This is a genomic window from Bacillus sp. G16 (assembly GCF_021282335.1).
GTDB lineage: Bacteria > Bacillota > Bacilli > Bacillales > Bacillaceae > Bacillus > Bacillus inaquosorum.
In genome coordinates, this window is sequence record NZ_JAJSOZ010000009.1 from 140,676 (window position 1) to 167,529 (window position 26,854).

The window sequence follows — 26,854 nt, forward strand, 5'->3', positions numbered from 1 at the left end:
CATTTTTCATGATGAGTCAGTTTTAGAATGGAGGCATCAGGATGAACACAATACGAAGTCAGTGGAAAGACATCGTAACAAGTAAAAAATTATTGATTCCCATCATCGCCATTTTGTTTGTCCCGCTTATTTACAGCGGCGTATTCTTAAAGGCTTATTGGGACCCGTACGGCACAGTTGACCAGCTGCCTGTCGTTGTCGTCAACCAAGACAAGGGAGCAACGTATGAAGGAGAAAAACTTCAAATTGGTGATGATCTGGTCAAAGAATTAAAGGATAATAACAACTTTGATTGGCATTTTTCCAATGATCTCGACCAATCGTTAAAGGACTTATTGAATCAAAAATATTATTTAGTTGTCGAGATTCCTGAGGATTTTTCTAAGAATGCCAGCACTGTATTGGACAAAAATCCGAAAAAGCTCGATCTGAAATACCATACGAATGCCGGTTCAAACTATGTAGGGGCAACGATCGGTGAAAAAGCGATTGATAAACTGAAAGCCTCTGTTTCGAAAGAAGTGACCGAGCAATATACGAAAGTCATTTTTGATAACTTTAAAGATATCGCCAAAGGTTTGAGCGACGCGAGCAGCGGAGCGAAAAAAATTGATGATGGCACAAAGGATGCGAAAAACGGAAGCGCCCAGCTGAAAGAAAATCTTGCGAAGCTTAAGGAAAGCACAGCTACTATCAGCGACAAAACGGCACAGCTCGCAGATGGAGCAGCTCAGGTGACAAATGGCATCCAATCGCTTGACAGCTCGCTTGGAAAATTCCAGGACAGCAGCAATCAGATTTATGATAATTCTAGCAAACTTGCAGCAGGATCAGGCAAGATAACGGGCAAGTTGAATGAACTTAATGCCGGACTTCAAAAAGTGCAGCAGGGCTTGCCTAATCTGACAAACGGGCTGGATCAGCTCAACAGTAAAGCGAAAGAAGAGTCGGAGAAAGCAGCAAAAGCGGAAAAGCTCATTAATGCGCTCGATTTAACGAAGCTTGAAACAGCTGTGAACAACTTGGAAAAGTCAGAAACTGCGATGAAGGAATTTAAGAAACAACTGTCTGACTTTGAAAACAGTTTGAAAAACCGAGATCAGGCATTTAAAAATCTCATCAACTCGAGTGATTTCTTAACAGCGGAGCAAAAAAGCCAGCTGATCAATTCTGTTGAAAAGCAGCTTCCGAAAGTTGATGCACCTGATTTTGATCAAATGCTAAGCCAGCTTCCTGCAGCTGATCAGCTGCCTGACATTGCAACGATAAAAAGCTCATTGGAAGATGTGAAAGCGGAGGTTGCACAGGTGAAGGCATTGCCGGAAGCTACCTCTAAGCTTTATAACGGCGCAAAAGCTACTCAAGACGCGATTGACAAATTAACTGCTGGATCTGAGAAGCTATACAATGCTTCACAGCAGCTGACAGATGGCCAAAATAAATTGACAGCCGGTATCGGTGAATATAATAAGCAGTTTGCAAAAGCAAAAGCGGGCTCAGAGCAATTGGTAACAGGAAGCAGCCAAGTATCCGGGGGCTTGTTTAAACTGTTAGACGGGTCTAAACAGGTCCAAAGCGGATCATCAAAACTTGCAGACGGGTCTGCGTCACTTGATACAGGTTTAGGCAAGCTATTGGATGGTACAGGAGAGCTGTCTAGTAAGCTGAAGGATGCGGCAGATCAAACAGGAGATATCGATGCTGACGATCAAACATACGGCATGTTTGCCGATCCGGTGAAAACCAATGATGACGCCATTCATTCCGTTCCTAACTACGGAACAGGGCTGACACCTTATATCCTGTCAATGGGCTTGTATGTCGGAGGCATCATGCTGACGGTTGTCTTCCCGCTGAAGGAAGCGTCAGGACGTCCGAGAAACGGTTTTGAGTGGTTCTTCAGCAAATTCAATGTCATGATGCTCGTTGGAATTATTCAATCGCTGATTGTGGCGACGGTTCTTCTTCTGGGAATTGGTCTCGAGGTTGAGAGCACGTGGAGATTTTACGTGTTTACGATCATTACGAGTCTCGCTTTCCTAGCGATGATTCAATTTTTGGCCACAACGATGGGCAACCCGGGACGATTTATCGCAGTCATTATTTTAGTGCTGCAGCTGGGAGCGAGCGGAGGAACCTTCCCGCTTGAATTGCTTCCGAATTTCTATCAGGTCATCCACGGCGCATTGCCGATGACCTACAGCATTAACGGATTCAGAGCGGTCATTTCAAACGGGGATTTTGGCTACATGTGGCAAATGGCCGGCGTCTTAATCGGTATCGCCCTTGTTATGATTTTGCTCAGCATTACTTACTTTACAATTTTAAGCCGGAAGGAAGAAACATCAGAAGAACAGCCGGCTTCATAATGAAAAAGAACTTGTTTCCTTGGAAACAAGTTCTTTTTTTATTACATTCCCCATTTGACAAGCAATCCTGTATAGGTTAAACCGCCGCCAAATCCGAAAAGCATCACGGTTTGATCTTTTTTCAGCTTCCCGGCTTTCACTGCGAGATCTAGCGCCAAAACAATCGAAACAGAGGACGTGTTTCCATAGTATTCGACACTGGTGAGCGTTTTTTCGATCGGGAACGGTGTTTTTTCACAAATCGACTCGATCATGCGCAAGTTGGCGCTGTGAGGGACAAACCAATCAAGCTCGCCGCTTGTCAGCCCTGCTTGATGTAAAAGGCGTTCAAATTCGCGGGGAACGGTTCTTGCTGCCCATTTATACACTTCGCGGCCGTTTTGGACCATTTTACCGGAACCAGCAAGCGGCATCCCGTTCAGTTCATTCCGCAGTGCGGCGCGGTACAAAATATCGCCGCCGTTCCCGCTTGTTCCTTGGACAGACGCAAGAAATCCAGGTGTCTCTTCGTCTCGTTCTACCAACAGTGCACCCGCTGCGTCGCCAAACAGAACGCATGTCGTTCGGTCCGTATAATCCGTTACCTTTGACAATGTCTCCCCGGCGATGACGAGAATTTTTTGATGAAGGCCGGATGTGATCAATCCGTTTGCTAAATGAAGGCCGTATGTAAGCCCGGCGCACGTCGCATTAATATCCAGCGCGCCGGTGTTTTCCCAGCCGAAATATTCCTGCACACGGCATGCCGTACTCGGAAAGGCGTAATCTGATGTTGTTGTAGCAACGAGGATCATATCCACATCATCAAGAGTCCCTTCATAACGGCTCTTGAGATCCTTCACCGCTTCTATGCATAAATCAGAGGTAAACTGCTGTTCATCCGCAATCCGGCGTTCTCTCATTCCTGTGCGCTGAACGATCCATTCATCAGACGTATCAACGATCTTTTCTAAATCTGCATTTGTTAAGCGTCTGCTTGGTGCATAGGTGCCGATAGCTGTAATTTTTGCTTTTGACATATGAATCACTCCTTATGGTCAGATTATAACACTAGATATTAGTATCTGGTACTAAAAAGAAGGGTTTTTCATAAAAAAAGAGAAATTGTGAAATAGGGAATCTATGAAATAGAAAAAGGAGGCTGAAAAATGGTCAGTCAAGAAGCAGTAGTCCTTATGGCGATATCCGGGGCTATTGCGTTTTTGTTGCCGATCGGACTGATTGTATGGTTTAAGCGAAGGTATGGCGCCTCGCTGAAGGTGTTTTTTATTGGCGCTCTCACGTTTTTTGTCTTTGCCCAGCTGCTGGAGGGCGGCGTTCATGTTTATGTACTGCAAGTGAATGAAATGACGAAAGAAGCGATGCAACATCCATTATGGTATGGCATTTACGGGTGCTTGATGGCCGGAATTTTTGAGGAGTGCGGGCGGTATATTATGATGCGATTTTTTATGAAGCGCCATCATACTTGGGCGGATGGCTTGGCTTTCGGAGCAGGACATGGCGGGCTTGAGGCCATCCTGATTACAGGCTTGTCCTCTATCTCGCTTATTGTATATGCGTTTGCGATCAATAGCGGAACGTTTGAACAGCTTTTGATCAATGACGACATCAAACAGGCACTTTTGCCGATTCAGGAACAGCTGCTGCATACTCCTTCGTATGAGTGGCTGCTGGGCGGTATTGAAAGAATCAGTGCGATTGCTGTCCAGATCGGGCTGTCGCTGCTTGTCCTGTATGCGGTTAAAAGCCGCCGGCCGCTGTTTTTGCTGTATTCTATTCTTTTACATGCGCTGTTTAATGTACCGGCGGTTTTATACCAAAAAAGAATCATAGAACATGCTGCTGCTGTTGAAATCATTGTTGCTCTGATAGCGGCCGTATCAGTTTATTGGATTGTAAAAGCAAAAAGGCTGTTTCAATAAAAGGTCCAAGCAGCAGTAATGCCCGCTTGGAAAAATGTGAATGGAAATATTCATTAAGCATGGGTCATCAGAATATTTCTGATTCAGTCTTTAGCAATGACAGCAAGAGTGTCTGTGTTTTTTACAAGAGAAACAATGGTGTTTCTTTTTCTTCTTCTTCTCGCAAGGGTCATGGCATTCTTTCTTTTTCTTGCAATGGTCGTGGAAATCTTTATCGAACCACTCGTCAAAGAACCAAAAATCATCGAACCAATCGTGACAACGACATTTCTGTTCATGTGAATGACGACAGCACATAGATATCCCTCCTCTTCCCATGCTCTCTACAGCATATGAGAGATTGATAGGAAAAGATTGGACGGGTCCCTCGGGAAAAGAGTATATTTTAAATAGAAAAATAAAAGGAGGAATGTCCTATGACGTCCGTACGTAAAACGATGGAGCTCATTAAAGAACTTGTATCGATCCCAAGCCCAACAGGAAATACATATGAGGTGATCAATTATATTGAAAGCCTTTTAAAAGAATGGAAGGTAGGAACGGTTCGGAACCATAAGGGCGGATTAATTGCAACGCTTCCCGGACGCGATACATCCCGACACCGCATGCTGACGGCGCACGTTGACACCCTCGGCGCTATGGTAAAAGAAATTAAAGCTGACGGCCGGCTGAAAATCGATTTGATCGGCGGGTTCCGCTACAACTCGATTGAGGGGGAGTATTGCCAAATTGAAACCGCCTCGGGAAAAACATATACAGGCACAATTTTAATGCATCAAACGTCTGTGCACGTATACAAAGACGCGGGTAAAGCTGAGCGGAATCAAGAGAATATGGAGATCCGTCTCGATGAGCCTGTTCACTGCCGGAAAGATACGGAAGAGCTTGGCATTGGCGTCGGAGATTTTGTGTCGTTTGATCCCCGTGTCGAGATCACATCAAGCGGATTTATTAAATCGCGCCATTTGGATGACAAAGCAAGCGTCGCCTTATTGCTCCGCTTAATTCATCAGATTCAAACAGAAGACATTGAATTGCCGTATACAACTCATTTTCTCATTTCAAATAATGAAGAGATCGGATACGGCGGGAACTCGAATATTCCTCCTGAAACGGTCGAATATCTGGCGGTTGATATGGGTGCTATCGGAGACGGGCAGGCGACAGATGAATATTCAGTATCAATCTGTGTGAAGGATGCGAGCGGGCCGTATCATTATCAGCTTAGAAAGCATTTAGTCCATTTAGCCGAGAAGCATCATATCGACTACAAGCTTGATATTTATCCGTACTACGGGTCGGATGCGTCAGCAGCGATCAAATCCGGGCATGATATTGTGCATGGCCTCATCGGGCCGGGAATTGACGCTTCGCATGCATTTGAACGCACCCATAAATCATCTCTTCGCCATACGGCTAAGCTTCTGTACTATTATGTACAGTCACCAATGGTATAAGGGGAAGGCGAATGAAGATTTATGAGCTCAAAAGCACATTCGGCTGGGAAGGTGATGGCGGCTTGGGGGAACAGCTGATTCAGCAAATCCTTGCCGGAGAAAAAACAGCCACGTGCGCGCCGAAATCATTATATTCAAAAGATGAATTGAGTGACGTGTATCAAACAGCGGGGCAGCTTGTTACCGTTTATGATAAATATGACAAACCGAGATGCAATATAAAAGTGACAGATGTGTTTGAAACGACCTTTGGAGCGCCTGATATGAGGTTAGTCAAAGGAGAGGGCAATGGAGATCGAATTGATGAGTTTCAGGAGGACCATCGGATGGCATGGGCGGAACTGATCAAAAACGGTGAACTGGAGCTGAATGAGGATACTGTTTTGATTACAGAGCTGTTTGAGCTTGTTAAAGATTAAAAAAGCCTGCGGGGCAAGAACCCCGCAGGCTTTTCATTAACCGGAAATGGTTGCGTTTTGGTCTGCTTTTGCTTGGGACATGACCGTTTCTGCTTTCGCAGGATTAAACATGCCTTCCCATTTAGACATAACAACGGCAGCAAGCGCGTTACCAGTCAGGTTGACAACTGTACGTGCCATGTCCATGATGCGGTCTACACCGGCAATAAAGGCAAGTCCTTCAGCCGGAACGCCGATGGTGCCAAGTGTCGCAAGCAAGACAACAAAAGAAGTACCAGGCACGGCAGCCATCCCTTTAGATGTCACCATTAATACGAGCACAAGCGTAATTTGGTGCCAAATTGTCAAATCAATGCCGTATACCTGTGCCAAAAACAGCGCGGCAATAGATTGATAGAGAACGGAACCGTCTAAGTTAAACGTATATCCGATCGGAATAACAAATGAAACAATGCCTTTCGGGCAGCCGATTTTCTCCATTTTTTCCATGATGCGAGGAAGAACCGTTTCAGAGCTGGACGTACTGAACGCCAGTAAGATTTCGTCCTTCATGTAAGCAAGGAATTTGAAGATGCTGATTCCGGCAATTTTTGCGACAATCCCGAAAATGACAATTAAGAAGAAAGCAAGGGCGACATACACCAATCCGACGAGCTTTCCGAGAGAGAGTAGAGAACCGAGTCCAAATTTAGACACAGTCACTCCGATAAGCGCGAAAACGCCGAATGGCGCTACTTTCATCACAAGGTTTACAACGTGGAACATGGCATGGGATACACCTTCGAAAAAGGCTAATACAGGCTTGCCCCGTTCGCCGATCGCTGAAATTCCCAATGCAAATAGCACTGTAAAACAGATGATGGCAAGAAGATCCCCTTCAACCAAGGATTGGAAGAAGTTTGTTGGCACAATATGCAGGAACGTTTCCGCCACTGATTTATTGCTTTGTTCTTTTTCAGTTTCAACATATTGACTGATGTCCGTTTTTTGAGCTTCGTGTATATTAACTCCTGTACCCGGATGGAAGATGTTTGCAAGGGCTAGTCCGAGAATAATGGCAAAAGTCGTAATAATCTCGAAGTACAGAATCGTTCTGAAGCCTAATTTACCGACTTGCTTTCCATTTCCTGCACCGGCTACACCGATGATTAAGCTGGAGACAACAATAGGAATCACTATCATTTTGATTAAGCGTAAAAAGAGATCCCCGATTGGCTGCAGGTAAGTAGGCAATGCTGGGTTGCCATACCAAATAACGCCAACAATGACACCTAGAATAAGTCCAACGAATATTTGTGTGGCTAATCCAAACTTAATTCTTTTCATAGATTACCTCCCAAAAAACAAAGTATCAACATATATCATGAATAGACATATATTTAATCTCACTATTAGATCAAATTATAATAGATAAGAATCGAATTCGTCTATAGTAAATTATATTTTGAAAATAAAGAATATTGCAAAACACAATATAAATCACCAGAATTATCTAAAAACGGGTGAGCTTTGACCTAACCTGACTATTATTTAAATATATATAAGTTAAACGAATAAAAAAATCTCACACTGTATGTGTGAGATTTTCGCCCCTTTACATATCGTTTATTTTTATACAGTCGCTGCAAATATTTATATAACATTCATGCTGTTCATCTATCTTTTTTCCGCATTCTGCACACTTTTTCGGAGGCAGGTTTCTAAAAAAATCAGTCATTTTTTCTAGCATAACCAATCCCTCTTTCCCCTTTGTAATGCTTTTATTGTAATATAACAGATGATAAAAATCAACAACTGTTTTGATACAATGTTTAAAACATGCTTTTTTTAAGAAAAATGGGTATATTGAAGGAGGATCAATTTTCTTGAAAAGATAGGAGGACATTATGAAAGTTACAGTTATCGGATGCTATGGCGGTTTTCCGGCCGCAAATGAAGCGACGTCGGGCTATTTGTTTCAGTCAGGTGATTACTCTTTGCTTGTCGATTGCGGCAGTGCCGTATTATCTAAGCTGTTCGGATATGTGCCGGCGGAAAAGCTGGATGCGGTGGTTCTGTCTCATTATCACCATGACCATATCGCTGACATCGGACCGCTGCAATTTGCCAAGCAAGTCGGTTCGTTTCTCGGCAAAGGAGAGCACACGCTTCCGATTTACGGACATGATGCTGATATAGAACAGTTTCAAAAGCTTACATATAAAACACATACAAAAGGGATTGCTTATCAGCCGGATCAGCCGCTGACTGTCGGTCCGTTTACGATCACCTTTTTAAAAACAATTCACCCGGTGACGTGCTATGCCATGCGGATTACGGATGGCAGCCATACTGTCGTATATACCGCTGATTCCAGCTATCAGGATTCATTTATTCCGTTTTCGGAAAATGCCGATTTGTTGATCTCAGAATGCAATTTTTATGCCGATCAAGACGGGACAAGCGCAGGCCATATGAACAGCCTGGAAGCCGGGCGAATTGCAAAAGAAGCGGGAGCGGGAGAGCTGCTGCTGACGCATTTGCCGCATTTCGGCATGCATGACAATCTTCGCAAAGAAGCGAAAACCGTTTTTAACGGCGAAGTGAATATTGCGAAATCAGGTTTTGTGTGGGAAGGATAAAGGAGGAGCACCATGTTATTTATTGACAATCAAAACATCAATGATCCGCGGATCAATCTTGCTATCGAGGAGTACTGTGTAAAGCATTTAAACCCAGAACAGCCGTATTTGCTTTTTTATGTGAATCAGCCGTCTATTATCATTGGGAAAAACCAAAATACGATAGAAGAAATCAATACAAAATATGTAGAGGAAAACGGAATTATCGTCGTCCGCCGCTTATCAGGCGGAGGCGCTGTGTATCATGATCTGGGGAATTTGAACTTCAGCTTTATCACAAAGGATGACGGGGACAGCTTTCATAACTTTAAAAAGTTCACTGAGCCGGTGATCCAGGCTTTGCACCAGCTCGGGGTTGAAGCGGAATTGAGCGGCCGGAACGACATTGTCGTAGATGGCCGGAAAATATCCGGAAACGCCCAGTTTGCGACAAAAGGACGCATTTTCAGCCACGGCACTCTCATGTTTGATTCAGCCATTGATCATGTTGTGTCAGCATTAAAGGTGAAAAAGGATAAAATTGAATCAAAAGGGATCAAGTCAATCAGAAGCCGTGTGGCAAACATCAGTGAGTTTCTTGACGATAAAATGACCACGGAAGAATTCCGCAGCCATTTGCTTCGCCATATTTTTAACACAAATGACATTCAAAATGTGCCGGAGTATAAGCTGACGGAAAAAGATTGGGAGGTCATCCATCAAATTTCAAAAGAGCGCTATCAGAATTGGGATTGGAACTACGGACGCTCACCGAAATTTAACCTTAATCATTCGAAACGCTATCCGATCGGGTCGATTGATCTGCGCCTGGAAGTCAAGAAAGGCAAAATTGAGGACTGCAAAATCTTCGGAGATTTCTTCGGTGTCGGTGATGTATCTGAAATTGAAAACCTGCTGGTCGGAAAACAATATGAACGCAGCGTTATCGCTGATGTGCTGGATGATGTGAATCTCAAGCATTACTTTGGGAACATTATGAAAGAGGATTTCCTTGATCTGATTTATTAAGGCAAAACACATTGTTTGAAAGAGCGATTGTGTTTTTGAAATAATGGAGGCAGGAGGGATTCACATGAAAGTGTTTTTAATCGGAGCGAACGGACAAATCGGTCAAAGACTCGTTTCTTTATTCCAAGACAATCCTGATCATTCCGTCAGAGCGATGGTCAGAAAAGAAGAACAGAAAGCGTCTCTCGAAGCTTCCGGTGCAGAAGCTGTGCTTGCGAATCTGGAGGGCAGCCCGGAAGAAATCGCCGCGGCGGCAAGAGGCTGTGACGCGATCATTTTCACAGCCGGTTCAGGCGGCAGCACAGGTTATGATAAAACGCTGCTGGTGGATCTTGACGGAGCGGCAAAAGCAATGGAAGCTGCGGACATCGCCGGAATCAAACGGTTTATCATGGTCAGCGCCCTGCAAGCCCACAACCGTGAAAATTGGAATGAATCACTTAAACCTTATTATGTGGCCAAGCATTACGCTGATAAAATTCTCGAATCCAGCGGCTTAACCTATACGATTATCCGTCCGGGGGGGCTTCGCAATGAGCCTGGAACGGGAACTGTATCAGCAGCGAAGGATCTGGAAAGACGATCTATTTCCCGTGATGACGTTGCGAAAACGGTCATTGCTTCTTTGGATGAAACCAATACGGAAAATCAGGCCTTTGATTTGACAGAAGGAGATACGCCGATTACCGAAGCATTGAAGAAACTATAACAGTACGGACACTCGGGGCTTTTTGCTCTTGAGTGTTTTTTTCTGTTTCTCTATAATGAAGGGGAAAGCTTATCTTCAATAATGAATGACTGTTCATTCACTTTAAGGGGTGGGAGAATGAATCTCGTTTCGAAATTGGAAGAGACAGCATCTGAGAAGCCCGACAGCATCGCATGCAGGTTTAAGGATCACATGATGACGTATCAAGAGCTGAATGAAAGCATTCAGCGATTTGCGGACGGCCTTCAGGAAGCCGGTATGGAGAAAGGGGACCATCTTGCTTTACTGCTTGGTAATTCGCCGGATTTTATCATCGCGTTTTTTGGTGCGTTAAAGGCCGGAATTGTGGCTGTACCCATCAATCCGATGTACACGCCGACAGAAATCGGTTATATGCTGACAAATGGCGATGTAAAAGCGATTGTGGGCGTTGATCAGCTTTTGCCGCTTTATGAAAGCATGCATGAATCGCTGCCGAAGGTTGAGCTCGTCATTTTATGCCAGACAGGAGAGGCTGAGCCGGAAGCTTCAGACCCAGAGGTCAGAATGAAATTGACAACGTTTGCAAAAATATTGCGTCCGACATCTGTCGCTAAACAAAGGCCAGAGCTTGTCCCTGATGATACCGCGGTTATTTTATATACGTCAGGAACAACCGGAAAACCGAAAGGCGCAATGCTGACCCATCAGAATTTGTACAGCAATGCCAACGATGTCGCCGGCTATTTGGGAATGGATGAGAAGGACAATGTGGTCTGCGCTCTTCCTATGTTTCACGTGTTTTGTTTAACCGTCTGTATGAATGCTCCGCTGATGAGCGGCGCAACTGTCTTGATTGAACCTCAATTCAGTCCGGCATCTGTTTTTAAGCTTGTTAAAGAGAGGCAGGCGACCATTTTTGCCGGTGTGCCTACGATGTATAATTACTTGTTTCAGCATGAAAACGGAAAGAAAGATGATTTTTCTTCCATTCGGCTGTGCATTTCAGGAGGCGCGGCCATGCCAGTCGCACTGCTGACGGCGTTTGAAGAAAAATTCGGCGTTACCATTTTGGAAGGCTACGGGCTCTCGGAAGCATCACCCGTCACGTGCTTTAACCCGTTTGACAGGGGCAGAAAACCGGGCTCCATCGGGACAAGTATCTTACATGTCGAAAACAAGGTCGTAGATCCGCTCGGACGCGAGCTGCCCGATCACCAGGTCGGTGAATTGATCGTGAAAGGTCCTAATGTAATGAAAGGCTATTATAAAATGCCGATGGAAACAAAGCATGCGTTAAAAGACGGATGGCTTTATACAGGGGACTTGGCAAGACGGGATGAGGACGGCTATTTTTACATTGTTGACCGGAAAAAAGACATGATCATTGTAGGAGGATACAACGTGTATCCGCGTGAGGTGGAGGAAGTGCTGTACAGCCACCCGGATGTCAAGGAGGCGGTTGTCATCGGTGTGCCGGACCCTCAAAGTGGGGAAGCGGTAAAGGGATATGTTGTACCGAAACGCTCTGGTGTAACAGAAACGGACATCATGCAGCATTGTGAAAAACATCTGGCAAAATACAAACGGCCTGCTGCCATTACGTTTCTTGACGACATTCCGAAAAATGCGACAGGGAAATTGCTCAGACGGGCACTGAGAGATATTTTGCCTCAATAATATGAAAAAAATGAAAAAGCGAAGCGGCGGAGCTTCGCTTTTTCATTTTTAATCCTTTGCTTCTTTTTTAATAATGTTTAGCAGCGCCTTTGTATCGCGTTTGCTTAATTTGTAGTATGTGCCGTCCTTCAAATAAACGGCTTGCTGGCTGCCGCCAACCCATAGTCTGAATGAGTCGTACCGGTCTTTATGAAACTTGATTGTCCCTTCGTAATCAGGGGTTGATGTTTTTTCTGTCTTCAGCTGTTTTCCCTGATTCATAATGTCCAGCATGTCTTTGACGTGCTGCCTTTTTTCAATCTCGATATCTTCCCGGCCGCTTGAAGACAGCGTAATCAAATCCGCGTCTACCGATTGATACACATCGCCTGACCGGCTGTAAAGATAGAAAAATGCAAGAAACACAAGACCGATAACCACGATGGCTGCCACTATTTTTTTCATTTGCATCACTCCAAACATTGTTAGTTTTCCCAGCGATCGGGCTTTCCATGCTTAAAAGGACGGAAAAGTACGAGCGCATAGCTTGGTTCTAAGAATTTGAATTTATGATTACAATAGAAGTAACGGGTTGATGTGAGGAGTGAGGCGTTATGCGGAAGTGGATTGCGGCAGCAGGGCTTGCATACGTGCTGTACGGGCTGTTTTTTTATTGGTATTTTTTCCTGTCCGGTGATTCCGCAGTACCGGAGGCCGTGAAAGGGACGAAGGCTGATCCGGCTTCTTTCATGAAGCCGTCTGAATTGGCAGTGGCCGAGCAGTATTCGAATGTAAAGAATTTTCTATTTTTTATTGGGATTCCTCTTGATTGGTTTTTGTTCTTTGTATTGCTGGTCAGCGGCGCTTCAAAGAAAATCAAGGGATGGATGGAAGCGGCCTTGCCTTTTCGGTTTTTGCAGATCATTGGTTTTGTGTTTGTGCTTTCGCTGATCACAACTTTGGTGACACTGCCTTTAGATTGGATAGGCTATCAAGTATCGCTTGACTATAACATTTCTACACAGACAGCGGCCAGCTGGTCTAAGGATCTGGTCATAGACTTTTGGATCAGCTTTCCGATCTTTACGCTTTGCGTTCTCGTGTTTTATTGGCTGATCAAAAGGCATGAAAAAAAATGGTGGTTATACGCTTGGCTGTTAACTGTGCCGTTTTCGCTGTTTCTGTTTTTTATTCAGCCGGTCATTATCGATCCTTTATACAATGATTTTTATCCGCTGAAAAACAAAGAGCTTGAAAGCAAGATTTTAGAGCTGGCAGAAGAAGCCGATATTCCGGCTAATCATGTATATGAAGTGAACATGTCTGAAAAAACAAATGCGCTTAATGCCTATGTCACAGGAATTGGGGCCAACAAACGGATTGTATTGTGGGATACAACGCTGAACAAACTTGATGATTCAGAAATTCTCTTTATTATGGGCCACGAAATGGGCCATTATGTCATGAAGCACGTCTATATCGGACTGGCCGGCTATTTGCTCGTGTCGCTCGCTGGATTTTATGTCATTGATAAGCTTTACAAGCGGACGGTCCGCTTTACCCGCAGCATGTTTCATTTAGAGGGAAGGCATGACCTTGCAGCACTGCCGCTGTTATTGCTTTTGGTGTCCGTTTTGAGCTTTGCGGTCACGCCTTTTTCTAATGCCGTCTCGCGTTATCAAGAGAATAAGGCTGACCAGTATGGGATCGAGCTGACGGAAAACAGAGAAGCCGCTGTCAAAACGTTTCAGGATTTGGCCGTGACGGGACTGAGCCAGGTCAATCCTCCGGAGCTTGTTAAAATATTCAGAGGCAGCCATCCTTCGATTATGGAACGGATTCAACGAGCGGAAAAAGAAGAGAATGCGCCAGAACATCCTGCCTCAGAACAGGATGCTGACAAATAAAAAGAAGCAGGTATGGAGGAACCTGCTTCTTTTTTTCTATTATTGTGCAGCTGCTTGTACATTGATTAACCCTTTTCCATAGTAGAAAGAGCTTCCAAGGTATGTTGCAGTGCTTTCTAAACGGTCACGGACTTGCGCGTTCGTCCAAGTCGGGTGCTTAGAAAGAATTAACGCTGCTGCTCCGGCAACGTGAGGAGTCGCCATTGACGTTCCGTTGTAAGCACCGTAAGTGCCTCCAGGAAGTGTGCTTTGGATGGACACGCCAGGAGCCATCACATCAAGCTCAGAACCTGCGCTTGAGAATGAAGCTCTTTGGTTGCTGCTGTTTACCGCACCTACCGCAATGGTAGAAGGATATTTTGCAGGGTAGCCGACTGTGCTTGTGCTGCCCGATGAACCTTCGTTTCCGGCAGCGGCAGCAACAACGATGCCGCTGGAAACGGCTTTATCAACTACTGTTTTCAGCGCTGTTGAACCAGAAGGTCCGCCAAGGCTCATGTTGATAACATCCATATTGTTGGAAATAGCCCACTCAATGCCGTTAATAATCCAGCTGTATTGGCCGCTTCCTGTTGAGTCAAGAACTTTTACTGCATATAACGATGCGTTTGGCGCTACGCCCAGAACACCGATTGTGTTATTAAGAGCGGCAATCGTACCGGCTACATGTGTGCCGTGAGAACTGCCGTCCTGATATGGGTTTGTTTCAGAAGGTACGAAGCTTGCTCCGCCTTTGACGTTTAAGTCAGGATGAGAAGAGTCAATTCCGCTGTCGATAACAGCTACTTTTACATTAGAGCCTGTGTAGCCTTGAGAGTGAAGAGCCGGCGCTTTAATTTGAGAGATGCCGTAAGGAACAGATTGCGCATATTCATGTGCAATATGATCTTCTTCCACATATGCAACGCTCGGATCTTGTTTCAATTCTTTTACAGCTTTTTCATCCAATGTTGCTGTGGCTGCGTTAACATACTTAAACTGCTTTTGAACTTTTCCGCCTTTCTCAGAAATAACATCCTTTTTCTTGGCGGAACTCATGGCACTCATTGTCTGTTTGAATCCGACAATGTATTTCTTTTCTGTACTGCTTTTTCCGGCAGCCTGCGCAGACATGTTGCTGAACGCCATCGTAAAGATTAACGTTAACGCAAACAACAAGCTGATCCACAATTTTTTGCTTCTCACTCTTTACCCTCTCCTTTTAAAAAAGATTCAGAGTAGCCTCACTTAAGGGACTATTCTGTAAATTTATTGTAATAGATGGAATAATATTTTAGTAGACCCATTTTTTTGCGATGATTTTATCTCTATTTAGGTATATCATCTCTCGCTATTTCTGTAGAGACTCGAAATAACTAATTTTATACAGAAAAGAACGAAAATAGACATGAGTAAATGTTCATTATGCTGAAATGTCATGCTTTTTCAGGTTAAATGCTCCTGAGTCCCCGCAAATTCCTGTCGAAAAAAATCCTTCTAATGACCTGCATATGTTTCCGTGAGATCAATGGATATTATCGTGATATTTTTTCTATGTATGCTGATAAAAGTATTCTGATAAATAAACTTTACAGAAAATTCTATTAAAGTTAAAATGAAACGATTATAGAGAGGGAGGAAGAAATGAGATGAACATTCGCCAAGCAAAGACATCAGATGCAGCAGCCATCGCGCCGTTATTTAACCAGTATCGGGAATTTTATAAGCAGGCGTCCGATCTGAAAGGGGCAGAGGCTTTTTTGAAAGCGCGTCTGGAAAATCACGAGTCTATTATTTTGATAGCTGAAGAAAATGGAGAATTCATAGGTTTTACCCAGCTCTATCCAACGTTTTCTTCTGTGTCAATGAAAAGAATCTACATATTAAATGACTTATTTGTCGCTCCTCATTCGCGAACAAAGGGAGCTGGCGGGCAGCTGCTGTCTGCCGCAAAGGATTATGCTGCGGAAAACGGGGCAACTCGTTTATCTCTTCAGACTGAACACCACAACCTGACGGCAAGAAGCTTATATGAGCAAAACGGCTATGAAGAGGATACTGCATTTGTCCATTATCGTCTCAGTGTGCCAGCGAAGTGAAAATGGAAGCTTGATGGTTTGGTTTTTTGAACGTTCTTCGGTTACGATAGAAACGAAAAGGAGTGTGCCGAATGTCAACGTTATTTCAAGCATTGCTGGCAGAAAAAAATGCCGATGATGTTTCAGTCAATGTAAAAACCATGTCAACAGAGGATTTGCCGAAAGATGGCGTCCTGATTAAAATTGCTTATTCCGGCATCAATTATAAAGATGGCCTGGCAGGAAAAGCAGGCGGAAATATCGTCAGAGAGTATCCGCTTATTTTAGGCATTGATGCTGCGGGTACGGTTGTCTCTTCCAATGATCCGCGTTTTGCCGAGGGAGATGAAGTGATTGCAACAAGTTATGAGCTCGGTGTCTCCCGCGATGGCGGATTAAGTGAATATGCTTCAGTGCCTGGTGACTGGCTGGTGCCTTTGCCAACAAATCTTACTTTAAAAGAAGCGATGGTGTACGGAACGGCGGGATTTACAGCGGCGTTATCGGTGCACCGGCTTGAACAGAACGGCCTGTCTCCGGAAAAAGGGAGCGTGCTTGTCACAGGAGCAACCGGCGGTGTCGGCGGAATTGCTGTATCGATGCTGAACAAGCGGGGCTATGAAGTGGTGGCAAGCACCGGAAACCAGGAGGCGGCTGATTATTTGAAGCAGCTCGGTGCAAGCGAAGTGATCAGCAGGGAAGATGTCTATGACGGAACGCTTAAGGCGCTGTCCAAGCAGCAATGGCAGGGAGCGGTTGATCCAGTCGGCGGAAAACAGCTTGCCTCGCTTTTAAGCAAAATCCAATATGGCGGATCTGCCGCGGTGAGCGGCTTAACGGGCGGGGGAGAGGTTCCTGCTACGGTGTATCCGTTTATTCTTCGCGGGGTCAGCCTGCTCGGAATCGACTCAGTGTACTGTCCGATGGATGTCAGAGCCGCTGTTTGGGAGCGCATGTCTTCCGATCTCAAGCCTGATCAGCTGCTGACAATCGTGGATAGGGAAGTACCATTGGCAGAAGCGCCGGCTGCGTTAAAAGATATTTTGCAAAATCGCATTCAAGGAAGAATCATTGTGAAGCTTTAACAGGCCCAGCTTGCAGAGAAAACTATGTTTTTCTGCAAGCTTTTGTTTTTTAAAAAAGAATATGTACAGGGTATTAAGCTGCTGAACTGCTGTGTCCCGAAACAATCCGCCATTTGCCATTTTTGTTTTGTCATACGCGTGTGTAAGTAAATTCACCTTCAAATGGCAAGATAGCTGTTTTAATCGTTCCTCCCCTAATTTGATTTTCATCCATACCCTTTCACCCTATCTTCCTATTATAGTCCCACTTTGTTACAGTAGGAAACAAGCTTTTCCTGTAAGCCGGACTTTCTCTTCTCATTTTAAAAATAATTAGTGATAATGATTCTCATTCCGTGTTATACTATCTCTTGGACATCTTACTCTTAGAAACTACATACAGGAGAGACTAAAACGCATGAAGAAAACACTGATTATTCTTACAGTTTTACTTCTTTCTGTCTTAACGGCTGCCTGCTCGTCTTCAAGCGGCAATCAAAACAGCAAAGATAATAAAGTGGCGGTAACACATGATTTAGGGAAGACAAATGTGCCTAAGCAACCGAAGCGGGTTGTTGTTCTTGAGCTTGGTTTTATCGACACGCTGCTTGATCTTGGCATTACACCTGTCGGGGTTGCCGATGATAATAAAGCGAAGCAGCTGATCAACAAGGATGTGCTGAAGAAAATTGACGGCTACACATCTGTCGGCACCCGCTCACAGCCAAGCATGGAAAAAATCGCTTCATTAAAACCCGATTTAATTATTGCCGACACGACCCGGCATAAAAAGGTATACGATCAGCTCAAAAAAATCGCACCGACGATTGCGCTTGATAATTTAAACGCGGATTATCAGGATACAATTGACGCTTCACTTACGATTGCAAAAGCAGTCGGCAAGGAGCTGGAAATGGAGAAAAAGCTGACGGCGCATGAAGAAAAGCTTAATGAGACAAAGCGAAAAATCAGTGCTAACAGCGCGTCCGTGCTTTTAATTGGAAATACAAACGATACGATTATGGCCAGAGATGAAAATTTCTTTACATCAAGACTTTTAACACAGGTTGGCTATCAATATGCAATCAGCACGTCAGATAACAGCGAATCAGGCAATGGCGGCGACTCAGTGAACATGAAAATGACACTTGAGCAGCTGCTGAAAACAGATCCGGATGTGATCATCCTGATGACAGGCAAAACGGATGACATCGATGCGGACGGCAAACGCCCGATCGAAAAGAATGTGCTGTGGAAGAAGCTGAAGGCAGTAAAAAACGGACATGTGTACCACGTGGACCGCGCAGTATGGTCTCTGCGACGCAGTGTGGACGGGGCGAATGCTATTTTGGATGAGCTTCAGCAAGAGATGCCAGCTGAGAAGAAATAAAAGAAAAGACAGGCGAATGCCTGTCTTTTTCTTATTTGATAAAGCCGGATAAGTGGCTGTTGATATTATAGTCTTTAATTCGCCATTTCTCTTCTGCAAATTCAATGTTGCTGAGGCAGGCGTTGACAAGGCGAGTGCTTTGTAGCTCTGGGTCACCGCCGGAAATTTCCGTCAGCAGTGCGTGAATCGCTGCGCCGTGCGCGACGATCAGCACCTTTTGGTTTGGATACGCCTGATTCACTTTTACCAAACCGCCCATCAGCCTGTCAGTGAGCTCTTCCAGCGTTTCCATATTAGGATAGTTTTTATCCGGATATCGCTTTGTCCGTTCTTCCAGTTGCATGCCCTCCGCATCGCCGTAATCGCGTTCCTTAAAGTCATCCATTTCGACAATTGGAAGATGCAGATATTCATTAATGATTTCCGCGGTTCTTTTCGCTCTTTTCAGCGGGCTCGTTACAATGACATCCCAAGAAAAATCCTTTACGTATTCTCCGGTTTCTCTCGCTTGGCGTTCACCTGTCGCGTTCAGCGGGATATCGGTTTTGCCTTGGCATTTTTGCTGCAGGTTCCAATCGGTTTCTCCATGTCTTACTAAGCAAACGGCTGTCATAAAATCCCCTTCCTGACTTTGGTCATATCGCTATTATACTAAATCAAAAGCGCGTATCCTATGAAAAAGCCTATGCCATAATTTCAAATAATAAAGCCAGCCCGATTCCGCCGCCGCTTCCGATAGCAGCAACGGCATATTGACAGTCTGTCCGTCTTTGCGCTTCATAAAACAATCTGGTTACCAGAGCTGCCCCTGATGCGCCGTACGGATGGCCGAGAGCTAACGCGCCGCCGCGCACATTGATTTTTGAAAAGGGGATGCCGAGTTCTTGCGAGCAGACACAAATTTTGACGGCAAAGGCTTCATTGATTTCATATAAATCGATATCATCAGGTGTTAAATTGTGTGTGATTAAGAGATTACGGATTGCATCAACCGGTGCAGCGGGCGGATAGTTTGGGTGAATCCCGCTGACGGCGCTGCCGATAAACCGGAGCACTGGCTTAAGCCCTAGGGCTGCCGCTTTTTCTTCTTCCATTACAAGGAGAGCGGCCGCTCCGTCTGATATGCCGCTGCTGTTGGCTGCTGTAACCGTTCCGGAGCTGGTGTCGAAAACCGGCTTTGCACGAGGAATAATTGCTTCTATCGGCCGCTTTTTCAGAAATGCTTCGTCCGTTTCCAATTCCCCGAGAGGAACAATTTCTTCACGGTAATATCCGCCATCATGCGCGCTTCTGCTGCGTTGATGGCTGAGAAGCGCATATTCATCCTGCTTTTTTCTGCTGATGGAATAGCGTGCTGCCGTATATTCTGCCGCTATGCCCATGTCAGGATCACCGATCGCATCTGGAGAAAACCGGGCCCGCTCTGAAAAGGGCGATTGGCTGCTGCTTTCTGAGCCGCCCGCGATATACATCGTGCCGGCTCCCGCTTGAATGAGACTGCAGGCATAGCGTACAGCTTCAAGGCCGGAGCCGCACTGTCTGTCAATCGTCATCCCGGGAACCGATAAAGGCAGTCCGGCTTGCAGAGCTGACAGCCTGGCGAGATTGCCGCCTCTGCCGGTCGCGTTTCCGAGAATCACCTCGTTGATTTGATTCTCTAGCTTTCGGCTGAGACAGCTGATGATAGGAGCCGCCAAATCCTCCGGGAGAAAGTGGTTCAGCAGCCCGTTTTGTTTTCCAAAGATCGTTCGTTTTGCATCAACAATAACCGCATTCAAGTTACACTGCACCCTCTTCTAGCCATTTCCTCACGCTGGAACGGGCGATTTTTCCGCTGCTCGTTTCCGGCAAGCAGTTTGTAAACACCCATTTTTTCGGGATTTTGTAGGATGCCAGTTTCTGTTTGCACAAAGCTTTCAGCTTTCTGGCATCAGTGTTTCCGTGAATGACAGCTACAGCGATTTCTCCCCAATACTCGTCAGGGATTCCAACGACTGCCGCGTTTTCAACCTCTGGACAGGAGAGAAGCACACGTTCAACCTCTTCTGGGAAAATATTTAATCCTCCGTACACGATCATCCCGTTTTCTCTTCCTGATATGTATAGAAAGCCATCCTCATCGACACAGCCCATATCATCCACTGTCATCCAGCCGGATTCATCTGGTGCGCTGCCGTTGACATAGCCGGAAAACCGCATCGGGCTTTTGACAAATATTTTCCCGATTTCCCCTGGCTGACAGCGTTCTCCCGCAGCGCTGCGGATTTCAATCTGGACGTTGTGAAAAGGGCGGCCGGCTGAATGCGGCTTCCGTTTGCTGTCTTCCGGTGAGGAATATGTCACAAAGCTAAGCTCTGATGTGCCGTAAAAATCGTATAGCTTGAGATGAGGCCATTTTGCGGCCAGCTTCTTCTTAGATTCTGCCGGCCAGTCTGCACCCGATGAAATGATTTTGACAGGACTGTCGGGAAAACCCTCAATCCGGGCAATGGCGTCTGTCATCGTCGGTACGGTATAGAGAACGTTGACTGATTCATGGCTCAGCCATTCCTTCGTTTGAGCAGGGGAGAACTTTTTCAGTAAACAAACGGTTCCTCCTAGAAACAAGGTGCTGACAGCCCCATATAGGAAGTGAGAGGACATTAACGTCCCGGGAATCAGAACCTTATCATCTGATGAAATCGAAAAATCTGTTTCCGTACACGTAAAGCTCTCCATCCATGAGCGGTGAGATCGCGTGAAGGCCTTCGGTTTTCCTGTCGAGCCCGACGTAAATCCCATATAAAAAGGGTGCTCCGGATCAATGGTAGGCACGGGATCAGCGGATGCCTCAGAAATATCTGCCATACAGTTATCAAGCAAAATAACAGGTGTCTGGCTATCTGTCAGTTTGTTTTTGAAAAAGGATGAAGTAACCACAAGATCCGCATTGCTTATGGACAGCCGCTCCTTGCATTCAGCCGCGCTCCAGCGTGTGTCGATGGGAACAGCCGTGCATCCCGCCGTTGCGGCTCCGGCAAACAGCTGTAAAAACGCCAGGCTGTTCGGGAGAAGGATCGCCACACGCTTCGGCATGCTCGGCAGCGACCGCAGCCAATTTGCGGTTTGAGAGACAAGACGAGCCCAATCCTGGTACGTGATTTGCTCCGATTCAGTATGGATCGCCACACGCCCGGGCGATTTTTCGGCAATAGATGAATAGGTATGAGTAATTGTCATAAAATCAGCCTCCTTTCGTAAATATCGTATCAGAAAGAGACAAGGCTTGGGTGATTTTAATGGCCAGAAACGCAGATACAGCTGCTTTTATCAAATCACCAGGTACATATGCAAGGCTCATGAAGGCGGCCTGTGACAAATCAATATGCATGATAAAAGCTTGTACTGGTATACCGAGCAGATAAATAAAGATGATGCCGAATACAATATGAGTGAAAAAGAGACGCAATACAGTCACTTTTCGCAGTCTGGAAACGGCTAAACTGATCAGCCACGAAGCGAAGGGATAAGCGATCAAAAAGCCCGCGCTCGGCCCGAAAAAAACGCCAAACCCGCCTCGTCCGCCGGGCAAAAGCGGCGCTCCGAAGGCAACGAGCAGCAAAAAGACAAGCTGGCTTAAGAAAGCAGACTTAGGCTTGAGGATGCTGCCTGCCAGCATCACACCAAGCGTTTGTAATGTAATCGGAACGGGTGTAAAAGATAAGAAGAGAGGGGGCATAAAGCCAAGCACTGCCATTAGTGCGGTAAAAATGGCAATATGCATCATGTCTATTAATCTCAGCATGTGAAATCCTCCAAACAGTAATAAAATATGGTTATACAATAAATGCAGACAATTAGTATGTCAACTTAATTTTAATTTTAGTTAACATACTAAACGTGAAAAAACCGGCTGCATGGCAGGCCGGTTTTTGATGTTTATTCTTCTGTCAAAATGACAAGCGAATCAACAGATGCTGCCACGTGAGAAACGGCGCGGCTGACTTCCTGAAGCCCTCCAAGAAAGGCCTGCAAATCGACGTCGATTTTGCCTGATTGCTCTTTGCTGATTTTCATGCTGTGGACGATTTCATCGAATAAGCGGTTAATTTGTGTCATTTTTTCTTTGCTCTCGCTGACTAGCCCATTCACGTCTTTGATATGCTTTGAGACGATGTTGATTTGTGTATTCGTATTGTTCACAAGCTCAGACACGGTAGAGACGGTTTTTTTCGTGTCCTCAGAAAGCTTCCGCACTTCGTTTGCCACTACGGCGAAGCCTTTGCCGTGTTCACCGGCGCGGGCAGATTCAATAGAAGCATTGAGCGAGAGGAGGTTTGTTTGTTCAGCAATGCCTGTTACGATGCCGAAGATTTTTTCAATTTGCTGTGCGATTTCATCCAGCTTGACCATTTCCTTTTCGATTTGGACAAGGCTTGTGTCAATTTTGTTCATCTGTTTTTGCTGGATTTCAAGCTCTTTTTTCCCGCCGATAGACTTTTCTTCAACAGTGCTGGATGTCACTGTGCCGGCTTTGGATGCTTCGGAAATGCCTTCAGATTTGTCCACAAGCTCTTGAACAGATCTGCTCGTTTCTGAAAACAGATTGGCAATCGACCCGGAGGTTTCTTGAATTTTCTGATGAAGAAGGTTTTTCTTTTCCTCTTGTTCATCGCGGGTTTGGTTGTACTCGCTTTGAAACGCTTCAAGGACAAGCTGCTGTTCTAAGTTCAAGATTTTAGTTGTCGCTTTAATAGCTTTCAGCAGTTCTTGGTGATTTGTAATAGATGTCTCGTAAATGTCAATCATGGACAGAAGCAATTCTTGAAACGCGCCCATGTACCATTTTGGCAGGAGGCCGATTCTTAAATGAATGGAGGCGATTTTGTTTCGCTTTTCAATGAATTCATCATCGATAACGCCTGCAAACATTTCCTGAATATGCCGTTTTAACGTTTGTTTTAAGCGGTCAACTGAGCTGTGGTCATTAATGATATCCATCAATGAGCTTTCGTGGTCAAGGTTTTTATAAAACGCATCGACGATGTATACGATGTTTTCTTGAATTAATGGCTGAAGCTGCTCTAAAACGTAAAGCTCGCCATCTCCTAATCTGACCATTTTGAGCTGTTTTTTGACATCTGCATGTTTGTTTGTGAGCTGAATGCGGTTTTTTTGCTGTCCGTTTGAATCAGAAAAATAAGCTGTTTCTTGTTTTCTATCTTTTTTAAATAACAATACAGTGATCCCCCTTGGGAAAAATATAATTTTTACTTTTTGGCTTTTTAAGCCTTTTTCTTTTTTATCGGTCAAGGGGAACATGAATGAAGATGCAGATGAAAAATATTTATAAAAACCGTTCATTAAAATGAACGGTTTAATTGAGGTCTATTTGTTTTAATGGTTTGATGGCTGGGCCCTCCACAACTTCTCCGGTTGGCTTAAAGCGTGACCCGTGGCACGGGCAATCCCACGTATGCTCGCCGTCGTTCCACTCGACCTCGCAGCCTAAATGGGTGCACGTCGTATCGACGAGATGGAGGCAGCCTGTTTCATCTCTGAATGCTCCCGCACGTCTGCCGTTAATGGTGACGGCTTTTCCTTCACCCGGCGCGATCTCTTCAAATTGGACGTCAGGCTTTTCAAGCTTGCCTTTAATGAAATGCTTGGCGACATCGGCATTGTAAGAAATCACTTTCTGCAGTCCGGGGTTCAGATGGAAACGGGACGGCGTGAAAATGCTTTCGTATGGATTGTCTTTTTTCTCCACAAGGTCTGACAATAGAGTGGCAGCGACAGCCGATGACGTCATGCCCCATTTTTTGAACCCGGTCGCTACAAGAATATTGTCCTCATTTTCCGACATAGGCCCGATAAACGGAATTTTGTCGATTGTGACAAGATCCTGGGTGGACCAATAATATGGGATGCTTTCGATGCCGATGGTGCTTTCAGCCATTTGTCTCAGTGTTTCGTAATGTGTCGACATGTCTTTTCCCTGGCCGGTTTTATGGCTTACTCCACTGAAGAGAATCAGCTTTTCACCGTTTACAATGGTATAGCGGAGCGCCACTGACGGCTGATCGATACTCAAATACATGCCCTCGGGATATTTGCTCTTCGGCTTGATGGCGAGGACATACGATCTGTCAGAGTACATTCTCGCAGCATATAATCCGCCTCCGTCATAAAAAGGGAAGTGGGAACAGCATATGATAAAGCGGCTCTTAATGGCGTGCCGGCTTTTTGTTACCACTTCAGGCATTTCTCCTTTTTTGATATCAAGCGCAACGGTCTCTTCATAAATCCGTCCGCCTTTTTGAACAATCTGCTCCAGAAGCGCTTTTAAGTATTGAAGCGGGTGAAATTGGGCTTGATTCTTCATGACAAGCGCCAGCTTAGAACCTAAGGGAATCGGAAGCTCCTTGATAAGGTCTCTTTCAATTCCAAGCTTTGTATATGCCTCATGCTCAGTGCGGATTTTTTGCACAGCGTTTTCATTTGCTGTATACAGATATGCATCTTGCTCGATCCATTCACAATCAATTTGATGTTCATCCACAATTTCTTTTATGTAATCAACTGCGTTTTGATTTGCTTCATAATAAAGCCTCGCGTGGTTCAATCCGAAATTGCGGATAAATTCATCGTAAATCATGTCGTGCTGTGCCGTAATTTTAGCGGTTGTATGGGCAGTGGTGCCGTTGAGGACCTGATTTGCTTCAATCAAGACGACACGGAAGCCTCTTTTCGTGAGTTCATATGCCGTTGTGATTCCCGTAATCCCGCCCCCGATAATGGTGACATCACATTCAGTATCCTCTTGAAGCGCCGGAAAAGAAGGCAGGTCAGTCGATGTTTTCCAGTATGTTTCGGGTGCTTCCTTTGCAAAATATGGATTAGCCAAGCCATTATACCTCCAATCAGATTTATTCTTAATTTTTCCATATTCTATCTTTTCATACATAGGAAGCAGGCATTGTTCATAACATAGTAGGGTTGAAAAGGAGTGATTTCATTGGCGAATCAAAAAAAGAAAACATTGCCGCCTCAGCATCAGAACCAGCAGCCGGGCTTTGAATATCTCATGGATCCCCGTCCGGTTTTTGATAAGCCGAAGAAAGCGAAAAAATTAGAGGGCAAAACCGCTATTATTACTGGAGGAGACAGCGGGATCGGACGTGCTGTATCGGTGTTATTCGCAAAAGAAGGGGCTAATGTGGTCATTGTATATTTGAATGAGCATCAGGACGCCGAGGAAACAAAGCAGTATGTAGAAAAGGAAGGGGTAAAATGCCTGCTGATTGCAGGAGATGTCGGAGATGAAGCGTTTTGCAATAATGTGGTCATGCAGGCAAGCCAAGCATTTCCGTCGATTGATATATTGGTTAACAATGCAGCTGAGCAGCATGTCCAGCCCGGCATTGAAAAAATCACAAGCCACCAGCTGATCAGAACTTTTCAAACGAACATTTTCTCCATGTTTTACTTAACAAAGGCGGTGCTGCCTCATTTAAAAAAGGGAAGCTCTATCATTAATACCGCTTCAATTACCGCCTATAAAGGGAATAAAACGCTGATCGATTACTCAGCGACAAAAGGAGCGATCGTTACGTTTACAAGATCACTTTCCCAGTCGCTTGTTCAGCAGGGCATACGGGTCAATGCAGTAGCGCCGGGCCCCATTTGGACACCGCTTATCCCGGCCAGCTTTGCCGCAAAGGATGTGGAAGTGTTTGGGTCAGATGTGCCGATGGAACGCCCAGGACAGCCGGTGGAAGTGGCGCCAAGCTATTTATACCTTGCCAGTGACGATTCCACATATGTCACAGGACAGACGATTCACGTCAATGGCGGAACAATTGTAAATGGGTAATAAAAAGCCAATCCTTGAGGATTGGCTTATTCGCTCTGCTTGAGCGCTGCATATTCTTTAGAGAGCGTAAGAAACGCATCTTTATCTTTTTCGTCCAAGGCTTTGTTGATTTGGTCCGTCAGCATGGCAAGCCGACGCTTATACAAGGATTCATCGAGCACCATTTGAATGTAGACATCCGTCATTGTGACATCAAATTCTTTTGTTTTTTGCGTGTTGCGGGACTTCATGAGCTCAGTGTACGATTTTTTCTCTTTCATAAAGAATCCCCCCAATGCCTTTTTTATAGTATATGGATATAAGTCGAAAAAATCAATAAATTTTTATAATTTTTAGACAACTAATACTTGGCAATCTATCGACATATCCTGCAAAATGCCGTAAACCGGAAGATCATAAGAAGGTAAAATCGGTTTATTACTAGTTATTTAGTAC

Annotated in this window: 27 protein-coding genes and 1 pseudogene; 14 read left to right on the forward strand and 14 right to left on the reverse strand. The window is 45.0% G+C overall.

Annotated features, from left to right (window positions below; all coding sequences use genetic code 11):
- Positions 1-41: 41 nt before the first annotated feature.
- Positions 42-2,369, forward strand: a complete 2,328-nt coding sequence (locus tag LWH95_RS13725; RefSeq protein ID WP_232919777.1) for a YhgE/Pip domain-containing protein — start codon at positions 42-44, stop codon at positions 2,367-2,369.
- Between the two features lie 41 nt (positions 2,370-2,410).
- On the opposite strand, the gene fabHB is transcribed toward LWH95_RS13725, so the two are convergent.
- On the reverse strand, positions 2,411-3,388 hold the full coding sequence (gene fabHB, locus LWH95_RS13730) for a beta-ketoacyl-ACP synthase III FabHB (RefSeq protein ID WP_060398302.1): 978 nt from the start codon (positions 3,386-3,388) through the stop codon (positions 2,411-2,413).
- A gap of 129 nt (positions 3,389-3,517) precedes the next feature.
- On the opposite strand from fabHB, the gene LWH95_RS13735 reads away from it, so the two are divergent.
- The 4 genes from LWH95_RS13735 (at position 3,518) to LWH95_RS13750 (ending at position 6,170) form a co-directional block, all read left to right on the forward strand.
- Positions 3,518-4,294: a YhfC family intramembrane metalloprotease gene (locus LWH95_RS13735; protein WP_232919778.1), complete on the forward strand. Its 777-nt coding sequence runs from the start codon at positions 3,518-3,520 to the stop codon at positions 4,292-4,294.
- A gap of 96 nt (positions 4,295-4,390) precedes the next feature.
- Positions 4,391-4,576, forward strand: coding sequence for a hypothetical protein (locus tag LWH95_RS13740; RefSeq protein WP_250648307.1), 186 nt, complete (start codon positions 4,391-4,393; stop codon positions 4,574-4,576).
- 134 nt (positions 4,577-4,710) lie between these two features.
- Positions 4,711-5,751 (forward strand): M42 family metallopeptidase, encoded by a 1,041-nt coding sequence (locus LWH95_RS13745; protein WP_003239473.1) that lies wholly within the window; start codon positions 4,711-4,713, stop codon positions 5,749-5,751.
- Positions 5,752-5,762: 11 nt separating this feature from the next.
- Complete coding sequence (locus LWH95_RS13750; RefSeq protein ID WP_232919779.1) at positions 5,763-6,170, forward strand: ASCH domain-containing protein; 408 nt, start codon at positions 5,763-5,765, stop codon at positions 6,168-6,170.
- A gap of 36 nt (positions 6,171-6,206) precedes the next feature.
- Here the strand turns inward: LWH95_RS13750 and gltT are convergent, their stop codons facing one another.
- Together gltT and yhfH are read right to left on the reverse strand one after the other, a co-directional pair.
- Positions 6,207-7,496, reverse strand: coding sequence for a glutamate/proton symporter GltT (gltT, locus tag LWH95_RS13755; RefSeq protein WP_003239471.1), 1,290 nt, complete (start codon positions 7,494-7,496; stop codon positions 6,207-6,209).
- A 268-nt stretch (positions 7,497-7,764) separates the two neighbouring features.
- The gene (yhfH, locus tag LWH95_RS13760) at positions 7,765-7,899 is read right to left on the reverse strand and encodes a protein YhfH (RefSeq protein WP_032732181.1); all 135 of its coding nucleotides are present in this window, start codon (positions 7,897-7,899) and stop codon (positions 7,765-7,767) included.
- A 157-nt stretch (positions 7,900-8,056) separates the two neighbouring features.
- Between yhfH and LWH95_RS13765 the strand changes: the two genes are divergently transcribed.
- The 4 genes from LWH95_RS13765 (at position 8,057) to lcfB (ending at position 12,167) form a co-directional block, all read left to right on the forward strand.
- Complete coding sequence (locus LWH95_RS13765) at positions 8,057-8,791, forward strand: MBL fold metallo-hydrolase (protein WP_232919780.1); 735 nt, start codon at positions 8,057-8,059, stop codon at positions 8,789-8,791.
- 12 nt (positions 8,792-8,803) lie between these two features.
- The gene (gene lplJ / locus LWH95_RS13770; RefSeq protein ID WP_232919781.1) at positions 8,804-9,799 is read left to right on the forward strand and encodes a lipoate--protein ligase LplJ; all 996 of its coding nucleotides are present in this window, start codon (positions 8,804-8,806) and stop codon (positions 9,797-9,799) included.
- Between the two features lie 64 nt (positions 9,800-9,863).
- On the forward strand, positions 9,864-10,508 hold the full coding sequence (locus LWH95_RS13775; protein WP_232919782.1) for an SDR family oxidoreductase: 645 nt from the start codon (positions 9,864-9,866) through the stop codon (positions 10,506-10,508).
- A gap of 117 nt (positions 10,509-10,625) precedes the next feature.
- Positions 10,626-12,167 carry a long-chain-fatty-acid--CoA ligase LcfB gene (gene lcfB, locus LWH95_RS13780; RefSeq protein ID WP_133488044.1) on the forward strand — a complete coding sequence of 514 codons (1,542 nt, stop codon included), beginning with the start codon at positions 10,626-10,628 and terminating at the stop codon, positions 12,165-12,167.
- A gap of 48 nt (positions 12,168-12,215) precedes the next feature.
- On the opposite strand, the gene LWH95_RS13785 is transcribed toward lcfB, so the two are convergent.
- Positions 12,216-12,611 (reverse strand): hypothetical protein, encoded by a 396-nt coding sequence (locus LWH95_RS13785; RefSeq protein WP_232919783.1) that lies wholly within the window; start codon positions 12,609-12,611, stop codon positions 12,216-12,218.
- 149 nt (positions 12,612-12,760) lie between these two features.
- On the opposite strand from LWH95_RS13785, the gene LWH95_RS13790 reads away from it, so the two are divergent.
- A complete protein-coding gene (locus LWH95_RS13790; protein WP_232919784.1) occupies positions 12,761-14,053 on the forward strand; it encodes a M48 family metallopeptidase in 1,293 nt (430 codons plus the stop codon).
- 39 nt (positions 14,054-14,092) lie between these two features.
- On the opposite strand, the gene aprE is transcribed toward LWH95_RS13790, so the two are convergent.
- On the reverse strand, positions 14,093-15,238 hold the full coding sequence (gene aprE, locus LWH95_RS13795) for a subtilisin AprE (RefSeq protein ID WP_003239459.1): 1,146 nt from the start codon (positions 15,236-15,238) through the stop codon (positions 14,093-14,095).
- Between the two features lie 443 nt (positions 15,239-15,681).
- Here aprE and LWH95_RS13800 point away from each other — a divergent pair, with 443 nt between their 5' ends.
- Together LWH95_RS13800 and LWH95_RS13805 are read left to right on the forward strand one after the other, a co-directional pair.
- The gene (locus LWH95_RS13800) at positions 15,682-16,131 is read left to right on the forward strand and encodes a GNAT family N-acetyltransferase (RefSeq protein ID WP_232919785.1); all 450 of its coding nucleotides are present in this window, start codon (positions 15,682-15,684) and stop codon (positions 16,129-16,131) included.
- A 71-nt stretch (positions 16,132-16,202) separates the two neighbouring features.
- Positions 16,203-17,195, forward strand: a complete 993-nt coding sequence (locus LWH95_RS13805; RefSeq protein ID WP_060398310.1) for an NADPH:quinone oxidoreductase family protein — start codon at positions 16,203-16,205, stop codon at positions 17,193-17,195.
- Here the strand turns inward: LWH95_RS13805 and LWH95_RS13810 are convergent.
- Positions 17,142-17,405: a hypothetical protein gene (locus tag LWH95_RS13810; protein ID WP_232919786.1), complete on the reverse strand. Its 264-nt coding sequence runs from the start codon at positions 17,403-17,405 to the stop codon at positions 17,142-17,144. The two genes, LWH95_RS13805 and LWH95_RS13810, sit on opposite strands and share 54 nt — an antisense overlap.
- 187 nt (positions 17,406-17,592) lie before the next feature.
- On the opposite strand from LWH95_RS13810, the gene LWH95_RS13815 reads away from it, so the two are divergent.
- Entirely contained in the window at positions 17,593-18,564 is a 972-nt protein-coding gene (locus LWH95_RS13815) for an ABC transporter substrate-binding protein (RefSeq protein WP_232919787.1), read from the forward strand.
- Positions 18,565-18,595: 31 nt separating this feature from the next.
- On the opposite strand, the gene phoE is transcribed toward LWH95_RS13815, so the two are convergent.
- From phoE to LWH95_RS13845, 7 genes and pseudogenes are all read right to left on the reverse strand, one after another.
- Positions 18,596-19,177: a phosphatase PhoE gene (gene phoE / locus LWH95_RS13820; protein ID WP_003239453.1), complete on the reverse strand. Its 582-nt coding sequence runs from the start codon at positions 19,175-19,177 to the stop codon at positions 18,596-18,598.
- A gap of 70 nt (positions 19,178-19,247) precedes the next feature.
- Complete coding sequence (locus tag LWH95_RS13825; protein ID WP_133488037.1) at positions 19,248-20,342, reverse strand: acetyl-CoA C-acyltransferase; 1,095 nt, start codon at positions 20,340-20,342, stop codon at positions 19,248-19,250.
- A 1-nt stretch (position 20,343) separates the two neighbouring features.
- Positions 20,344-21,783: an acyl-CoA synthetase gene (locus LWH95_RS13830; RefSeq protein WP_133488035.1), complete on the reverse strand. Its 1,440-nt coding sequence runs from the start codon at positions 21,781-21,783 to the stop codon at positions 20,344-20,346.
- 4 nt (positions 21,784-21,787) lie between these two features.
- Positions 21,788-22,348 (reverse strand): biotin transporter BioY, encoded by a 561-nt coding sequence (locus LWH95_RS13835; protein WP_084991668.1) that lies wholly within the window; start codon positions 22,346-22,348, stop codon positions 21,788-21,790.
- A 134-nt stretch (positions 22,349-22,482) separates the two neighbouring features.
- A complete protein-coding gene (locus LWH95_RS21810; RefSeq protein ID WP_373695039.1) occupies positions 22,483-22,998 on the reverse strand; it encodes a methyl-accepting chemotaxis protein in 516 nt (171 codons plus the stop codon).
- Positions 22,999-23,238: 240 nt separating this feature from the next.
- Positions 23,239-23,907, reverse strand: a pseudogene (locus tag LWH95_RS21815) (protoglobin domain-containing protein); the annotation flags it as partial.
- Positions 23,908-23,920: 13 nt separating this feature from the next.
- Positions 23,921-25,450, reverse strand: a complete 1,530-nt coding sequence (locus tag LWH95_RS13845; protein WP_232919788.1) for an FAD-dependent oxidoreductase — start codon at positions 25,448-25,450, stop codon at positions 23,921-23,923.
- 111 nt (positions 25,451-25,561) lie between these two features.
- On the opposite strand from LWH95_RS13845, the gene LWH95_RS13850 reads away from it, so the two are divergent.
- Positions 25,562-26,419, forward strand: a complete 858-nt coding sequence (locus LWH95_RS13850) for an SDR family oxidoreductase (RefSeq protein ID WP_003239442.1) — start codon at positions 25,562-25,564, stop codon at positions 26,417-26,419.
- A 26-nt stretch (positions 26,420-26,445) separates the two neighbouring features.
- Here the strand turns inward: LWH95_RS13850 and LWH95_RS13855 are convergent, their stop codons facing one another.
- Entirely contained in the window at positions 26,446-26,679 is a 234-nt protein-coding gene (locus tag LWH95_RS13855; RefSeq protein WP_003239440.1) for an IDEAL domain-containing protein, read from the reverse strand.
- Positions 26,680-26,854 lie beyond the last annotated feature (175 nt).

What these genes read in the sequence shown, in the direction of transcription:
- LWH95_RS13735 (WP_232919778.1), top strand. Translation starts at nt 3,518, where the DNA reads ATGGTCAGTCAAGAAGCAGTAGTCCTTATGGCGATATCCGGGGCTATT.
- gltT (WP_003239471.1), bottom strand. Translation starts at nt 7,496, where the DNA reads ATGAAAAGAATTAAGTTTGGATTAGCCACACAAATATTCGTTGGACTT.
- LWH95_RS13765 (WP_232919780.1), top strand. Translation starts at nt 8,057, where the DNA reads ATGAAAGTTACAGTTATCGGATGCTATGGCGGTTTTCCGGCCGCAAAT.
- yhfH (WP_032732181.1), bottom strand. Translation starts at nt 7,899, where the DNA reads ATGCTAGAAAAAATGACTGATTTTTTTAGAAACCTGCCTCCGAAAAAG.
- LWH95_RS13805 (WP_060398310.1), top strand. Translation starts at nt 16,203, where the DNA reads ATGTCAACGTTATTTCAAGCATTGCTGGCAGAAAAAAATGCCGATGAT.
- LWH95_RS13810 (WP_232919786.1), bottom strand. Translation starts at nt 17,405, where the DNA reads ATGAAAATCAAATTAGGGGAGGAACGATTAAAACAGCTATCTTGCCAT.
- LWH95_RS13740 (WP_250648307.1), top strand. Translation starts at nt 4,391, where the DNA reads ATGACAGCAAGAGTGTCTGTGTTTTTTACAAGAGAAACAATGGTGTTT.
- LWH95_RS13775 (WP_232919782.1), top strand. Translation starts at nt 9,864, where the DNA reads ATGAAAGTGTTTTTAATCGGAGCGAACGGACAAATCGGTCAAAGACTC.
- lplJ (WP_232919781.1), top strand. Translation starts at nt 8,804, where the DNA reads ATGTTATTTATTGACAATCAAAACATCAATGATCCGCGGATCAATCTT.
- LWH95_RS21810 (WP_373695039.1), bottom strand. Translation starts at nt 22,998, where the DNA reads ATGAACAAAATTGACACAAGCCTTGTCCAAATCGAAAAGGAAATGGTC.
- fabHB (WP_060398302.1), bottom strand. Translation starts at nt 3,388, where the DNA reads ATGTCAAAAGCAAAAATTACAGCTATCGGCACCTATGCACCAAGCAGA.
- LWH95_RS13815 (WP_232919787.1), top strand. Translation starts at nt 17,593, where the DNA reads ATGAAGAAAACACTGATTATTCTTACAGTTTTACTTCTTTCTGTCTTA.
- LWH95_RS13725 (WP_232919777.1), top strand. Translation starts at nt 42, where the DNA reads ATGAACACAATACGAAGTCAGTGGAAAGACATCGTAACAAGTAAAAAA.
- LWH95_RS13785 (WP_232919783.1), bottom strand. Translation starts at nt 12,611, where the DNA reads ATGAAAAAAATAGTGGCAGCCATCGTGGTTATCGGTCTTGTGTTTCTT.
- phoE (WP_003239453.1), bottom strand. Translation starts at nt 19,177, where the DNA reads ATGACAGCCGTTTGCTTAGTAAGACATGGAGAAACCGATTGGAACCTG.
- lcfB (WP_133488044.1), top strand. Translation starts at nt 10,626, where the DNA reads ATGAATCTCGTTTCGAAATTGGAAGAGACAGCATCTGAGAAGCCCGAC.
- LWH95_RS13800 (WP_232919785.1), top strand. Translation starts at nt 15,682, where the DNA reads ATGAACATTCGCCAAGCAAAGACATCAGATGCAGCAGCCATCGCGCCG.
- LWH95_RS13835 (WP_084991668.1), bottom strand. Translation starts at nt 22,348, where the DNA reads ATGCTGAGATTAATAGACATGATGCATATTGCCATTTTTACCGCACTA.
- LWH95_RS13855 (WP_003239440.1), bottom strand. Translation starts at nt 26,679, where the DNA reads ATGAAAGAGAAAAAATCGTACACTGAGCTCATGAAGTCCCGCAACACG.
- LWH95_RS13790 (WP_232919784.1), top strand. Translation starts at nt 12,761, where the DNA reads ATGCGGAAGTGGATTGCGGCAGCAGGGCTTGCATACGTGCTGTACGGG.
- LWH95_RS13750 (WP_232919779.1), top strand. Translation starts at nt 5,763, where the DNA reads ATGAAGATTTATGAGCTCAAAAGCACATTCGGCTGGGAAGGTGATGGC.
- LWH95_RS13745 (WP_003239473.1), top strand. Translation starts at nt 4,711, where the DNA reads ATGACGTCCGTACGTAAAACGATGGAGCTCATTAAAGAACTTGTATCG.
- LWH95_RS13830 (WP_133488035.1), bottom strand. Translation starts at nt 21,783, where the DNA reads ATGACAATTACTCATACCTATTCATCTATTGCCGAAAAATCGCCCGGG.